This window comes from Pseudomonas sp. UMAB-08 (assembly GCF_900095225.1).
Lineage (GTDB): Bacteria > Pseudomonadota > Gammaproteobacteria > Pseudomonadales > Pseudomonadaceae > Aquipseudomonas.
Genome location: NZ_LT607415.1, coordinates 395955 through 409724 on the forward strand (window position 1 = coordinate 395955; position 13770 = coordinate 409724).

11 protein-coding genes and 1 pseudogene are annotated in these 13770 nt (G+C 57.2%); 7 read left to right on the plus strand and 5 right to left on the minus strand.

Annotated features, from left to right (window positions below; genetic code table 11):
- Positions 1-179: 179 nt before the first annotated feature.
- Together ggt and K0F75_RS04950 are read left to right on the plus strand one after the other, a co-directional pair.
- Positions 180-1907, plus strand: coding sequence for a gamma-glutamyltransferase (gene ggt / locus K0F75_RS04945; protein ID WP_219060859.1), 1728 nt, complete (start codon positions 180-182; stop codon positions 1905-1907).
- Positions 1908-2053: 146 nt separating this feature from the next.
- Complete coding sequence (locus K0F75_RS04950; RefSeq protein WP_219060725.1) at positions 2054-2389, plus strand: hypothetical protein; 336 nt, start codon at positions 2054-2056, stop codon at positions 2387-2389.
- 113 nt (positions 2390-2502) lie between these two features.
- On the opposite strand, the gene K0F75_RS04955 is transcribed toward K0F75_RS04950, so the two are convergent.
- Positions 2503-3549, minus strand: coding sequence for a class I SAM-dependent methyltransferase (locus K0F75_RS04955; protein ID WP_219060726.1), 1047 nt, complete (start codon positions 3547-3549; stop codon positions 2503-2505).
- A gap of 348 nt (positions 3550-3897) precedes the next feature.
- Between K0F75_RS04955 and K0F75_RS04960 the strand changes: the two genes are divergently transcribed.
- The gene (locus tag K0F75_RS04960; protein WP_219060727.1) at positions 3898-4179 is read left to right on the plus strand and encodes a DUF3303 domain-containing protein; all 282 of its coding nucleotides are present in this window, start codon (positions 3898-3900) and stop codon (positions 4177-4179) included.
- A 124-nt stretch (positions 4180-4303) separates the two neighbouring features.
- Here the strand turns inward: K0F75_RS04960 and K0F75_RS04965 are convergent, their stop codons facing one another.
- Positions 4304-5452 (minus strand): murein transglycosylase A, encoded by a 1149-nt coding sequence (locus K0F75_RS04965; protein WP_219060860.1) that lies wholly within the window; start codon positions 5450-5452, stop codon positions 4304-4306.
- Positions 5453-5512: 60 nt separating this feature from the next.
- Here K0F75_RS04965 and K0F75_RS25590 point away from each other — a divergent pair.
- The 4 genes and pseudogenes from K0F75_RS25590 to K0F75_RS04980 all read left to right on the plus strand — a co-directional run.
- Positions 5513-5626 (plus strand): annotated as a pseudogene (locus tag K0F75_RS25590) (metal ABC transporter substrate-binding protein); the annotation flags it as partial.
- Between the two features lie 290 nt (positions 5627-5916).
- A complete protein-coding gene (locus tag K0F75_RS04970) occupies positions 5917-7323 on the plus strand; it encodes an LLM class flavin-dependent oxidoreductase (protein WP_219060728.1) in 1407 nt (468 codons plus the stop codon).
- A gap of 185 nt (positions 7324-7508) precedes the next feature.
- Complete coding sequence (locus K0F75_RS04975) at positions 7509-8732, plus strand: SfnB family sulfur acquisition oxidoreductase (protein WP_219060729.1); 1224 nt, start codon at positions 7509-7511, stop codon at positions 8730-8732.
- A gap of 52 nt (positions 8733-8784) precedes the next feature.
- Entirely contained in the window at positions 8785-9555 is a 771-nt protein-coding gene (locus K0F75_RS04980; protein ID WP_219060730.1) for a MetQ/NlpA family ABC transporter substrate-binding protein, read from the plus strand.
- Between the two features lie 38 nt (positions 9556-9593).
- Here K0F75_RS04980 and K0F75_RS04985 read toward each other — a convergent pair whose 3' ends face one another.
- The 3 genes from K0F75_RS04985 to K0F75_RS04995 are packed head-to-tail and all read right to left on the minus strand — an operon-like array spanning position 9594 to position 13761.
- Positions 9594-11000: an ATP-binding protein gene (locus K0F75_RS04985; protein WP_219060731.1), complete on the minus strand. Its 1407-nt coding sequence runs from the start codon at positions 10998-11000 to the stop codon at positions 9594-9596.
- Positions 10997-12805, minus strand: a complete 1809-nt coding sequence (locus K0F75_RS04990; RefSeq protein ID WP_219060732.1) for a DAHL domain-containing protein — start codon at positions 12803-12805, stop codon at positions 10997-10999. The genes K0F75_RS04985 and K0F75_RS04990 overlap by 4 nt, the downstream gene beginning before the upstream one ends.
- Positions 12802-13761 (minus strand): cytochrome-c peroxidase, encoded by a 960-nt coding sequence (locus K0F75_RS04995; protein ID WP_219060733.1) that lies wholly within the window; start codon positions 13759-13761, stop codon positions 12802-12804. Before K0F75_RS04995 ends, K0F75_RS04990 begins: the two co-directional genes overlap by 4 nt.
- Positions 13762-13770 lie beyond the last annotated feature (9 nt).

A 13770-nucleotide genomic window follows, 5' to 3' on the forward strand; every position in this document is an offset into this window, starting at 1 on the left:
GGGCGTGGCGCAGGCAAGCCAAAATTGACCTACAGTCTCTGGGCTGTTGGCGTCTGCCATTTGATCGAACGTGGCGCTGCAAGGTCTCTTGGCATTGGTACTGGATGAGAGCTGCAGAGCCGGGACTTTGGCAACTGCCCACGCAGCCTTCCCTTACCTTAAAACAAGAGAATCGGCCCATGAAATTCCAACCCTTTGCCAGATCGCTTATTGCGACGGTATTCGTTATTGGTTCCATCGGTGTACACGCGGCTTCGCAAGCCCCTGTTGCTGCCGAGAACGGCATGGTAGTCACGGCCCAGCATTTGGCTACCCACGTTGGTGTCGATGTCCTCAAGGACGGCGGCAACGCGGTTGATGCAGCGGTGGCGGTCGGTTATGCACTGGCGGTGGTTTACCCTGCGGCAGGTAACCTTGGCGGCGGTGGTTTCATGACCATTCAGTTAGCCGATGGCCGCAAGACCTTCCTCGATTTCCGTGAGAAGGCGCCCCAGGCGGCCACCGCGAACATGTACCTCGATAAGGATGGCAATGTCATCCCGGACCTGAGCACGAGGGGATATCTGGCAGTAGGCGTCCCGGGTACCGTGTCAGGTATGGAGCTGGCGTTAAAGAAATACGGCACGATGACGCGTGCCACGGTCATAGCGCCAGCAATCAAGTACGCGGAGGAGGGCTTCGTGCTTGAGCAGGGTGACGTAGACCTGCTCGAAACCGCGACCGACGAGTTCAAGAAAGACATGCACGACTCAGGTTCGATCTTCCTGAGCAAAGGCGAGCCTATGCAGGTCGGCCAGAAATTGGTGCAAAAGGATTTGGCCAGGACGCTCCGGGAAATTGCCACCAAGGGTACCGATGGCTTCTACAAAGGCTGGGTTGCCGAGTCCATCGTGGGTTCAAGCCAGGCGGGCAAGGGCATTATCACTCAGGCCGACCTTGATAAGTATCAGACCCGTGAACTCGCGCCTATCGAGTGCGACTACCGTGGGTATCACGTCGTTTCGGCTCCACCGCCGAGTTCGGGCGGTGTCGTTATTTGCGAGATCATGAATATTCTTGATGGCTACCCGATGCAAAGCCTTGGTTTCCATTCGGCTCAGGGGTTGCACTATCAGATTGAGGCCATGCGGCACGCTTATGTCGACCGGAACAGCTATCTGGGCGATCCAGATTTTGTCAAAAATCCGCTGACTCACCTGCTGGATAAAAATTATGCGGCGAAGCTCCGTGCGTCTATCGATCCGCAAAAAGCCGGTATTTCGCGTGATATCAAGCCGGGGGTGGCACCTCACGAGGGCAACAACACCACGCACTATTCGATCGTAGACAAATGGGGCAACGCAGTCTCGGTGACATACACGCTGAACGATTGGTTTGGCGCGGGGGTCATGGCCAGTAAGACCGGGGTCATCCTCAATGACGAGATGGACGACTTCACCTCCAAGGTGGGCGTACCCAATATGTATGGTCTTGTACAAGGTGAGGCAAATGCTATCGCCCCAGGGAAAACACCGCTGTCCTCAATGAGTCCGACAATCGTCACCAAGGACGGAAAAACCGTCATGGTCGTCGGCACCCCAGGAGGCAGTCGGATTATCACGGCGACATTGCTGACAATGCTCAATGTGATCGACTACGGCATGAATATTCAGGAAGCAGTCGATGCGCCGCGATTCCATCAGCAATGGTTGCCTGAAGAGACTAATCTTGAAGCGTTTGCTGTCAGCCCTGATACCCAAAAAATCCTCGAAGGTTGGGGGCAAAAGTTCACGGGGCCGCAGCCGTTCAACCATGTTGCGGCGATTTTAGTCGGTGCGCCTTCGCTGGGTGGAAAACCGGTCGGCAAGAACCGCTTCTATGGTGCGAATGATCCGCGGCAGGGCTCAGGACTTTCACTGGGCTATTAAATGATGCAAGTGGTGCAAAGCCCTGTTTCGGGGCTTTGCTGACCCGCGCAAAGGTTTTTTTCTTTTGAAACCTTGAGCATCCGCACGTTGTCGTAATAGTCATGAGTCCATACAGTTTCCAATGGTTCACATCAGGAGGTTTCTCCATGAATGCCCTGACGATCGAAGGCTGGTGCAAAATCAGCGGCGAGCAAAAGTCCACCCCTGTAGGGGATATCCATTTTTACGTTAATGGACCTGTTCATTTGCGTCTGGAGCAGGCCGAAGAACACTTGCAGAAGACCCACGAGCCTGAAGTCATGGTCGATGTCGATATGGGCTCGATGGACTTGATTCTCCCGGAAGGGTACGGCCCCTTGTCCGATTGCCAATTGCGCGTTTATTTGAGTGATCAGCGCGGCCAGTTCCATTTGGTCGGGCATCGGGCGAGTGACGGTAGCTTGATCTATACCAACTCGGTGATGGTTGATCAGCTAGGGTAGCCGCGCACTGTTCAACGACGCAGGAACTCTCCTGCCATTGATGAGTTTGAGCGCAATATACCTCGGCATGGCGCTGAATCCAGCCGGCGTCATGCCGAGGTGAATTGCCCTGATTATTTGCGCGCTTCCAGGATCAGGTTAAACGGTGTTTCCGCTGCCCGGCGGAAGTGGGTGAACCCCGCCTCGGTGAAGACCTTGCGCAAGCGCGCCTCGCCAGCCTGAGCACCCAGACCGAGGCCGACCTCCTGAGACAGCGAGTTCGGTGTGCAGATAAAGGTCGATGCGGCGTAGAACAGTCGTCCCACGGGGGTCATGTTCTCGTCAAGCTTGTCGTTGGCGTACGGCTCCACCAGCAGAACCGTACCGTCAGGCTTGAGTGACTGATAGGCATGCTGGGCAGCACCTACGGGGTCGCCCATGTCGTGGAGACAGTCGAAGTAGCAGACCAGGTCGTAATCGTTGCCAGGGTAGTTCTTGGCTGTGCCCTGGGCGAAGCTCACGCGATCCGCCACGCCTCCTTCTTGCGCGCGTTGCGTCGCGATGTCGATGGACGGCGCGTGGTAGTCGATGCCTACAAAACGCGATGCCGGGAAGGCCTGCGCCATGATCACTGTCGACGCGCCATGGCCGCAGCCAATGTCCACCACCTTGGCACCGGTTTTCAGCTTGTCGACCACGCCCTCCAGGGCCGGCAACCACTCGGCGACTAGATGCGCCCGATAGCCAGGCCTGAAGAAGCGTTCCGTACCGCTGAACATACACGGATGGTGATCGCCCCAAGCGAGGGAGCCATCGCCGCGCATGGCTGCGACCAGCTTGTCCTTGTCATGGAACAACGACGCGATGACCACTGCTCCGCCCGCCACATAGACCGGGGAGTCCTCAATCGCCAACGCCATGGCTTGTTCCTCTGGCAGACGGAATTGGCCATCGATGTGCTCGATGTAGCCGGACGCCGCGTGGGCGTTGAGCCATTCACGCACCAGGCGCGCGTTGCAGCCGGTTTTGCTGCCGAGTGCTTCGGGGGTGACAGGTTGGCTGTCAGCCATGGCCCGGTACAGACCCAGCTCATCGCCGAGGATGATGTTAGCGAGCATCGCCGCTCCGCCCATGTCGGAAACCAGCTTGCCCATGAACTCATTGAGTTTGGCCTCGTTCATTGCGTGTCCTCCTATTTAGGAAGGCCACCGGCCAAGGCGTTGCGACTCCAGGCGACAACCTGCTCGGCGGTGGTCGGGGTCAATAAGTGTAGTCCGCCTCTAAGCGATGTGCAGTTGCTCTTCGTCGCTGCCTCAGCATATCTGGCGCTTGTGCTGGGTGAGGTAGATTCAAGGAAAGAGGATCAGCGGTCATACGCAAGGTTCGGGAGGCTGCTATTCCTTCCCATGGGAGCAGTCGTTTCAGGCCTGCCAGGGTGTGGGCCGGGAACAGACGCGTGGCCGTGGTCGCGGCGCCAGCCAGGTGCGTGAAGAGAAGAACAGGTGCCAATCCCTGTCAGGAGGTGGCAGATGCTATTCATTGTCAGTTGGTCAATCAGTCCCGAACGCCGTAATAGCGCGATTGAACGTTTTCTCAAAACAGGAGCCGTACCACCCGCAGGCGTAACCATGCTGGGACGCTGGCATGCCATAGGGCGCATGACTGGCTTTGGCATCGCAGAAACCAGTGATCTTGCGCTGATGCAGAAATGGGTGCTTGAGTGGAGTGACCTCATGAGTATGGAGATTCACCCGGCACTGACCGACGAACAGGCTGCTCCGCTACTGGCAGCAGCGGTCAGCAAGCACTAGTTTCCGTCCGAGAAAGCGTTGATAAAACAAGGACAGATTTATTTTGACCAATAAATCTGTCCTTTTTTCAGGGCGCCAGGCGCTTGTGCGATAACAGGACTGATGGGGGCTCCAGATCAGGCCGTTATTGCGCGTTGGGCAACGCAACCCCTTTTGGCCACAGCAGCCAGATCTCGCCCTGTTGTTTCATATTGCCTGCCAACTCACCGGCCTCGGTGCCGGTGCCCCAGAACAGATCCGCGCGGACTTCGCCAGCGATGGCGCCCCCCGTGTCCTGAGCGGCAACAGGCCGTACCACCTCGCTGCCATCGGGGCGTGTGGTGGAGAGCCAGAGCAGGCTGCCCAAGGGGATGACCTTGCGGTCGATCGCCACGCTGTAGCCTGCCGTCAGCGGCACGTTCAATGAGCCGCGCGGACCTTCATTGCTGTCAGGTCGTCGGCTGAAGAATACGTAGCTGGGGTTGCTCGCCAGTAACTCCGGAACCCGATCCGGGTTGGCACGGGCCCAGTCGTGGATCCGGCCCATGGTCACGTCTTCTTTTTTGAGTTGACCCTGCTCGACCAGCCAGCGGCCCACCGGCTTGTAGGGATGGCCGTTCTGGTCGGCGTAACCAATGCGCAATTGCTGACCGTTATCCAGTTGGATGCGGCCGGACCCCTGGATCTGTAGAAACTGCAGGTCCATGGGGTCGCTCAGCCAGGCCAGCACAGGGGCGTTCACACCTTGGCGTGCAATGGTGGCTGCATCGTCATAGGGCTTGAGTGTTCGGCCTTCGAGGCGACCGCGCAGGCGCTTGCCTTTGAGTTCGGGGTAGAGGCTGTCCAGCGCCACCACCACTAGATCGTCGGGAACGCCGTGGACCGGCACCGCCGTTTCCTCGGTACGTTCAAGGCTGCCCCGATAGATCGGTTCGTAATAACCGGTGATCAGACCGTGCTTGCTGCGGTCGGCCGAACGCAGGGCGTACACCTGCAGCTGGGTCTTGAGAAAGTCGCGAATCGCGGCGGTGGTAGGTGGCACCTGAGTGGCTGCGCTGCACGGGCCTTTCCAGACGGGATCATTGGCCAGTCGTGCGCACGCTGAATACCAGGCGTTGAAACCGGCCTGCAGGTCGCTGTCGCTGACGGCGGGCAGATCGTCCCAGTTGCCGCTGACATAGGTGGCTGCCGCAGGCGGTTCTGTCTTTTGGGCGCCGCCATCGCAACCCGCCAGCAGGGCGATGAGGGGGGCTGCGCACAGTAAAAGCCGGCGCCAGTGAAAACGGGGGTTAATCACGCAATGTGTTCCAGATGGACAATTCGAGGGCCGTAGCTTGGTGAAACCCGTCACTGACGTCAAATCAAGCGCGACGAACAGGTCAGCGCCTACTTTTTCGAATACTCAGGCGACCCGCGCCTGGTCAAGCAAATCGCCGCCGCCAGCGATGCGAGGACACGCGGCGACGTCGGCTCAATAGTTTCAGCGCTACCCTCAAGCAATAACGGGCGCTCACATTCTTTGTCGCTCTACTGTCGGTCAGCCAACAGCAGTTAAACAATTCGATGAGTTTGTGGGTGGATCAATCTTCGTAAAATCACATAACTAGTTGAAAAATAATATAAAAATTATTCGGCATGGCCTGTGCAGAGAGAGGAGACGAAATCCGATATCCCTCGACACTCTGGAGTCAGCCCATGTTATCTCCTGCATTCCCCCGCTTTGACTGCGCTTTGCCTTCAGCAGTAGGAGCCCTGTAAATGTCCCGTGAAATTCGTCTCAACGCCTTCGATATGAATTGTGTCGGCCACCAGTCACCTGGGTTGTGGGCGCATCCGCGTGATCGCTCATGGCAATACAAAGACCTGGAGTACTGGACTGACCTGGCGAAAATCCTTGAACGCGGCAAGTTTGACGGGCTGTTCATTGCCGACGTACTGGGCATTTACGACGTTTATAACGGCAACGGCGATGCAGCAATCCGTCAGGCGGCCCAGGTACCGGTGAACGATCCGTTGCAATTGATTCCACCGATGGCCATGGTCACCGAACACCTGGGATTTGGCCTGACCGCATCGTTGTCTTTCGAGCACCCTTATCCTTTCGCTCGACGCCTGTCGACCCTGGACCACCTGACCAAAGGTCGCGCCGGCTGGAATATCGTGACGTCGTACCTGGAGAGCGGTGCGAAGAACCTGGGGCAGAAAGCGCAGACTGAACACGATGCGCGTTACGACTATGCCGAGGAATACCTCGAGGTTTGCTACAAACTCTGGGAAGGGAGCTGGGAAGACGGCGCGGTCCTGCGTGACCGTGAGCGGCGGATTTTCAGTGACCCAAACAAAATTCATGAGATTCAGCACGTCGGTAAACATTTTCAGGTGCCCGGTATCCATCTCTGCGAGCCGTCGCCGCAACGCACACCGGTGCTGTACCAGGCGGGTGCGTCGAGCCGTGGCAAACAGTTTGCCGCCGAGCAGGCTGAGTGCGTGTTCGTCGCCGCGCCGTCAAAAGCACAGTTGAAGAAAACCGTGGCCGATATTCGTCGTCGCGCAGCTGAAGCGGGCCGTGACCCGAAGAAAATCCTGATCTTCAATTTGCAGACGGTGATCCTGGGCGAGACCGATGCCAAGGCCAAAGCCAAGTTCGAGGAATACAAGACTTGGGTCAGCTACGAAGGTGCGATGGCGCTGATCTCGGGCTGGACCGGGATTGATTTCAGTCAGTTCAAACCGGACGAACCGCTCAAGCATGTCCACACCAACGCGATTCAATCGGCGGTGGAAGCGTTCTCTACCGCCGAGCCGGATACGATCTGGACCCCCAACGAACTGGCCAACTGGGTGGGCATTGGTGGTTTTGGTCCTCTGTTCGTCGGCGGTCCGGAAACGGTGGCCGATCTGCTTCAGGAGTGGGTCGAAGACACGGATGTTGACGGCTTCAACCTGGCCTACGCGGTCACTCACGAAACCTTCATCGACGCCGTGGACTTGCTGGTGCCGGAGTTGCAGAAGCGCGGTGTGTTCAAGACTGAATATGCCCCCGGAACCCTGCGCGAAAAACTGTTCGGCGCCGGTCCGCGCCTGCCCGATATACACCCTGGCAGCGCCTACCGCGACCTGAAAGCCTTCCAGCTCAGGACCGCCCCATCGCCTGATCAGGCCTGAGTCAACCCAGGATCCGGGCACCACGGTAAGGAGCCCGGATCAACTGTTGCCACGCCGACATCACATCAGCAAATCGTCGTTTTCAGGCACACCGATTTATTCGTAACCCCCCGTAATTGCTGGTGTTCAGACTGGGCACGGAAGCTGCAATCACCCTTGGCATCTATTGATCGTCGAGTGCTTCCATGTCCCATTTACCGCTGTCTGCCGACTACTCCATCAATCCTCCCACCGCGCATGTGATTCGCGACGAAGCCGAAGCGTTGGCTGTTGCTGGACACGTCGCGGCCCTGCTTCTGGAAAACGATGCCGAGCGTGATCGCACTCGCCAAGTGCCTGCCGATATTGTCGATATCTATTCCAACAGCGGCTTGTGGGGTATCAGTGTGCCCAGGGCGTATGGCGGAGCGCAGGTGTCTTATGCGGTGCTGGCGCAGGTCATCGCGATCATCTCGGCGGCTGACCCTTCTCTCGGGCAGATCCCGCAGAATCACTACTGCCTGCTTGAGGACATTCGGCTGCAAGGTTCTCCTGATCAGCAGGCGTATTTTTTTGCGTTGGCGCTGCAAGGGCATCGCTTTGCTAACGCGATATCTGAAACAGGCGGCAAGAACGTTCAGGACATTCAGGCAACCGTGCGCCACGACGGCGATGGTCATGTGATCAACGGCCGCAAGGGCTATTGCACGGGTTCGTTGTACGCCCATTGGCTGGGGGTGCTGGCGCTGGATGAAGAGCAGAGAGGTCAGCTGGCGTTCGTTGAGCGCGGCACACCGGGGCTGGTGATTGTCGATGACTGGGACAGCATAGGTCAGCGCACGACCTCCAGCGGCACGGTGCTGGCAGACAATCTGCGCGTGCCGGCTTTCAATCTGCTCCCGGTCTGGCGCTCCTACGACAGCCCGACGCTTGCAGGGCCTTTTGCTCAGCTCACCACCGCCGCCATCGACGCCGGGATCGCTCGTGCCGCCTTGCGCGACACCCTGGTGTTTGTTCGTGAGCAGGCGCGGCCATGGATTGATTCCGGCGTTGAAAAAGCCAGCGAAGACCCGCTGACGATTGTGCAAATCGGCGCGTTGGACATTCGGCTGGAAGCTGCGGAAGCGCTGCTCGAACGTGCCGGTAAAACCCTCGACGCCGCGCGCGGTGAGACCACCGAAGACAACCTTGCATTGGCCTCCGTCGCGGTTGCCAGAGCCAAGGTCCTGACCACCGAAATCGCCATCGAAGCCAGCAACAAACTGTTTGAGCTGGGCGGTACGCGCTCGACCTTGAAAAAACACAACTTTGATCGCCACTGGCGCAATGCACGGGTTCATACCCTGCACGACCCGGTGCGCTGGAAGTATCACGTTATTGGCAACTGGTTACTCAACGGCGTCAAGCCACCCCGTCACGACTGGTCATGAAGACCGAACGTGCCACACGCAGCACTCCCTTTATGCCTTTCAGGAGCACACGATGAAAAAAACACTCGCCGTATTGGCCGCTGTGATGTCTTTGTCCATTCACGCCAACGAGAAATTGATTGTGGGGGCCACGCCGGTTCCTCACGCGGAAATCCTTGAGTTCATCAAGCCGGAGCTGGCGAAGGAGGGCGTGGATCTGGAAATCAAGGTGTTCCAGGATTTCATCCAGCCGAATCAGCAACTGGCTGAGAAACGCATCGACGCCAATTACTACCAGTACCGGCCGTTTCTCGATGAGTACAACAAAACCCGGCATACAGATCTGGTGCCGGTCGTGGGCGTGCACATCGAACCGTTCGGCGCGTATTCAACCAAAATCAAAAACATTGCCGAGCTGAAAGAGGGCGCTTCGGTATCGATCCCTAACGACCCGGTGAATGCGGGTCGTGCTCTGGTGCTGCTCAACGAGGCGGGTTTGATTACGCTGAAGGACCCGAGCAACACCCTGTCGACGCCCAAGGACATCGCCGCCAACCCGAAAAAACTGAAAATCCGCGAGCTGGAAGGCGCCTTGCTGGCACGTTCAGTCAGTCAGGTGGACCTGGCCTTTGTGTTCGCCAATTACGCGCTCGAGGCCGGGATCGATACCAACAGCGCATTGATCGTCGAAAAGGGCAAAAGTCTGTATGTCGAATACCTGGTCGCACGTCCTGACAACATCAATGACCCGCGCATTCAGAAACTGGCCAAAGCCCTTAACTCCGACGCGGTTCGTCAGTTCATCCTGACGCGCTACAAAGGACAGATCGCCCCCGGGTTCTAGGCCTTAACGCCGGCTGGTTTGGCGGCGAGGGCCGTGTGTCAGGTGCTCGAGTGTTGCTGCCTGATCGGCAACGTAACCCGAAACGTAGTCCCCACGCCAAGCTCGCTGCTGACCGTAATGTCGCCACCGTGTTTTTTCACAATTCCGTAGGAGAGGGACAGGCCCAACCCTGTCCCTTGGCCGACGGGTTTGGTGGTGAAGAAGGGATCAAAAATTTTCTGCACGGTGTCGGAAGCCATTCCTGATCCAGTGTCGGCCACTTCGAGCCAGACGTGCTCTGCTTCCATCCCGCTGCGAAGGGTGATTTTCCCGCGTTGAGGGCCCATGGCCTGGGCGGCGTTGACCACGAGGTTCATGATTACCTGATTGATTTGCGAGGGCAGGCATTCGATGTCGGGAAGGTCGACGTATTCCTTGATGACGTCGGCTTTGTATTTGAGTTCGTTGGCGACGATGTTCAGGGTCGATTCGATGCCCTGCTGCAGGTTGGCCCATTGCCATTCCTGATTCGAGTCGACGCGGGAGAAATCTTTGAGGTCTTTGACGATTTTTCCGACGCGGCTGATGCCCTCCTTGGACTCCTTGATCAGCAGCGGGATATCTTCCCTCAGGAAGTCCAGTTCCACACGCTCGCGCATGGATTTCAAGCGCTCGAGGATCTCGGTCGAGGCGATGCCCTCTTCTGAGCGCTGGTAGGCGTCGAGCATGTCCTGCAATTTGCTGAAGTAACCTTCAAGGGTGCCGAGGTTGGACGAGATAAAACCGATGGGGTTGTTGATTTCGTGAGCAACCCCGGCGGCCAGTTGCCCCAGGGACGCGAGCTTTTCGGATTGCACCAGCTGGCTTTCCAGCTGTTCGCGTTCGTCGATTTCGCGCTGCAGGGCTTCGCTGGCCTGTTTGAACTCGTGGGTCCGTTGCTCGACCAATTGCTCAAGCTTGCTCATCTGCACCGATGCGCGCTCGGTCATTTCCCATTTGGCGGTCAGGGTGTTGGCCAACTGATGGACTTCAATGTTGTCGAAAGGCTTTTTCAGAATCAACAACCGATCATGGCCATGCAGCCGTTCCAGTAATTCATCCCAGGAGTAGTCGGCGTAAGCCGTGCAGACCACCACCTGCAGGCGCGGGTCTTGCTCCCAGAGGTGCTCGATGGTTTCTACGCCGTCCCAGCCCTGGGGCATGCGCATGTCGACGAACGCCAAGGCATAGGGGCGATTGTCCTTGAGTGACTGGCACACCTTGGCCAGACCTTCCTGGCCCTGGTAGGCCGAGTCGAGCTCGAACACTGGAATCTCGATCTTGGCCGTTTGCCCGAACAGCGCTGCTTCCATCAGGTACAGGTCGGAGTTGTCGTCGACGGGAGGCAGGAGGATTTTGCGAAAGTCGTCATGAATGGCAGGGGTGTCGTCAATCAGCAGAATACGGCGGTTCGTTAGACTGTTCATTGCTTATCCGTCGCGATTGTCAGGGGCATTTCAAGGGTGAACGTCGCACCTTTGCCGGGTCCGTCACTGTAGGCACTCAAATGCCCATTCATCTCGATCGCGGCCAGCGCGCAACTGTGCAGGCCAAAGCCGTGGCCGTCTTTGCGGGTGGTAAAACCGTGGGCAAAGATTCGCGTCATGTTCTCCGGAGCGATGCCTTCACCTTCGTCTTTGACACTGATCTGCAAGATGGAATTGTCGATGAATTTTACGCCCAGGGTCATTTTTCGAGCGCGGTCGTCCATGTCGGACATCGCGTATTTCGCGTTGCTGATCAGGTTGATCAGAATCAGCAGCAGCCGATGTTTATCGGCCATCACGGCAGGTACATCGCTGAAGTCCTTGACCACCGTGACATGGTGGCGGGTCAATGCGCCCGAGTTCATGCGCAGGGCATCTTCAAGCAAGTCGCTGATGTTCAGGGATTCAGCCAGGCTGGACGCACCGGCGTAGGACTGCTGGGTGGAGACGATATCCTTGATGTGATCAACGCTTTTGGTCAGCTGCGCCAGCTCGTCGGTCATGCTCTGTTGCTCAGCGCCCAGCGCTTTGACCAATTGGTTCAGATAGCCCGGTAACAGTTTTCCCTTCTCGTCGACGGTGATGAAGTCTCCCAGATCGTGCTCGTGCTCATTCATCATTTGCACCGCTTTACCGAGGCCGATTGACTTGCTGGTGCGCAGTTTTCGCGTGAGCAGATCGGCAGAGATATTCACGCTGTTCAACACATTGCCGACGTTGTGCAGCACATTGGTGGCAATTTCCGCCATCCCGGCCAGGCGCGCGGTATCGAGCAATTCGCTCTGGGTATCTTTCAGTTCACGGGTGCGCTCTTCCACGCGTTGCTCAAGGCCTTCGTTGGCGGCATGCAGCGCTTTGTTGACACTGTTGATTTCGGCATAGCTGCGCAGCAACCGGATGGTCAGATATAACAGCAGGACGACCATCAATGCCGAGAAAATCAGCAGATACAGGTGGTACTGCTGACCCACTTTGACGGCCTGCTCCTGGTTGTGATTGAGGATGTTATTGATGTCCTCCAGTCGAGCGGCCACGGGAACGACGCCGATGTGCTCCAGCAGATCGTTGACCACGGGTTGCTCGTGCAGGATCAGCTCCACATGTTTGAGCAGAAGTTCCAGCGGAAGATGGAGTGGCTGCGGTAAACGATCTTTGTCCGCACCCAAACGGTTCAGGCCGACCTGGATGTCAGCCGCTTTGTCGTCAGAGGTGATTTGAGAGAACTCCAGACTGCCGAGCAGCAGGTCATAGATGTCCATAGAGGTGGCTTGCAGCACTGGGTCGTTCTTGTTGAGCGTGCCGAACTGATTCTGGATATCGTCTTCGGCGATGGGCAGAAAGGCCAGTGAGTTACGCAATACGGCGTTATGCGATTTGAATTTTTCAACCAGCCGTGTTTTCTCGTCGACGGCAGCCAGATAGGCGTTGCGGCTGTCTTGCCACAGCGCATCGGCATGCAGCGCATGCCCGGCCTGTATGGTATCGAACTGTTTCCAGAGGGTGTTCATTTCGGTCAGCGGCTCTACCAGCAGGTCGTAGTTTTGACTGACGGAAACTCTTGCCTTGAGGATCTCTGTTTCCCACTGCGCGTCCAGCTGTTTGATCTGACCAATCAGATCCCGCGACGCGATGTAGTTAGAGGTGTTATCGACACTGGACCTGATATAGAGGAACACCAGAATAGACGCGAGTGCCAGAGTCATTACGCCCAAAAGCAGTGAGCTGAATCGATGGGACAGTTTCATAGCGGCTTGCCTTTGAGTTCACCGGTCAATGTCTTGAGAAACTCAATGATCAGAAGTTTGTCCTGCGCCGAAGGCGTACGCCCCAGTTGATACGTGAACATCACGCTGACGGCCTCATCGAGCGTCCTGGCTGACCCATCATGAAAGTACGGCGCCGTGAGGGCGACGTTGCGTAGGCTCGGCACTTTGAAGACGTTACGGTCGGCCTCATCCCTGGTCACCAGATAACGTCCCAGGTCGCTTTCTGCCGGGTTGCCCCGCGCCTTGAAATAGTCGCTCATCACACCAAACTTCTGGTACATATTGCCACCGATGTTGACGCCTTGATGGCAGGCGATGCAGCCGTATTGCTTGAAGCGCTGATAGCCGTATTTTTCGTTAAGCGTCAGGATGTCGGTATTGCCTTTGAGGTAGAGGTCGAAGCGCGAGTTGGGCGTCAGCAGGGTGCGTTCATAGCTTGCCAACGCATTCTGCGCATTGGCTGCGGTGACCCCGTCCGGGTAGGACCTGGCGAAGGTGGCGCGATAGTCCGGGTCTCTGGAGATGGTGTCTATCACGGCTTTCCAGGTGTTGCCCATCTCGACAGGGCTTTGGACCACCTCTTCGATCTGTGCCTCCAGCGAGTCGGCCCGACCATTCCAGAACTGCTTGAAGTTAAGGCTCGCATTGAGCACGGTGGGAGTGTTGATGCCTAGCGGCGCGCCATTGAAACCAGTGGAGAAAGGCTTGTCGTCGGCCCCACCTTTTTCCAGGTGATGACAACTGGCGCAGGACACGCTGTTATTGACTGACAGGCGTGTATCGTTGAATAACTGACGGCCCAGTTCGACCTGCACGGAATTGTGTATCACAACGTCAGGTAACGGTTTTAGCGGCTCGTCCAGTGGTGTAGCAGCGGCCAACTCGCAGACACCAAGCAGCAACGCGAAAGCAGCGGGCAATCCATATAACTGCATCAATAATCC

What these genes read in the sequence shown, in the direction of transcription:
- K0F75_RS04985 (WP_219060731.1), bottom strand. Translation starts at nt 11,000, where the DNA reads ATGAACAGTCTAACGAACCGCCGTATTCTGCTGATTGACGACACCCCT.
- K0F75_RS04970 (WP_219060728.1), top strand. Translation starts at nt 5,917, where the DNA reads ATGTCCCGTGAAATTCGTCTCAACGCCTTCGATATGAATTGTGTCGGC.
- K0F75_RS04960 (WP_219060727.1), top strand. Translation starts at nt 3,898, where the DNA reads ATGCTATTCATTGTCAGTTGGTCAATCAGTCCCGAACGCCGTAATAGC.
- K0F75_RS04955 (WP_219060726.1), bottom strand. Translation starts at nt 3,549, where the DNA reads ATGAACGAGGCCAAACTCAATGAGTTCATGGGCAAGCTGGTTTCCGAC.
- K0F75_RS04995 (WP_219060733.1), bottom strand. Translation starts at nt 13,761, where the DNA reads ATGCAGTTATATGGATTGCCCGCTGCTTTCGCGTTGCTGCTTGGTGTC.
- K0F75_RS04975 (WP_219060729.1), top strand. Translation starts at nt 7,509, where the DNA reads ATGTCCCATTTACCGCTGTCTGCCGACTACTCCATCAATCCTCCCACC.
- K0F75_RS04980 (WP_219060730.1), top strand. Translation starts at nt 8,785, where the DNA reads ATGAAAAAAACACTCGCCGTATTGGCCGCTGTGATGTCTTTGTCCATT.
- K0F75_RS04990 (WP_219060732.1), bottom strand. Translation starts at nt 12,805, where the DNA reads ATGAAACTGTCCCATCGATTCAGCTCACTGCTTTTGGGCGTAATGACT.
- ggt (WP_219060859.1), top strand. Translation starts at nt 180, where the DNA reads ATGAAATTCCAACCCTTTGCCAGATCGCTTATTGCGACGGTATTCGTT.
- K0F75_RS04950 (WP_219060725.1), top strand. Translation starts at nt 2,054, where the DNA reads ATGAATGCCCTGACGATCGAAGGCTGGTGCAAAATCAGCGGCGAGCAA.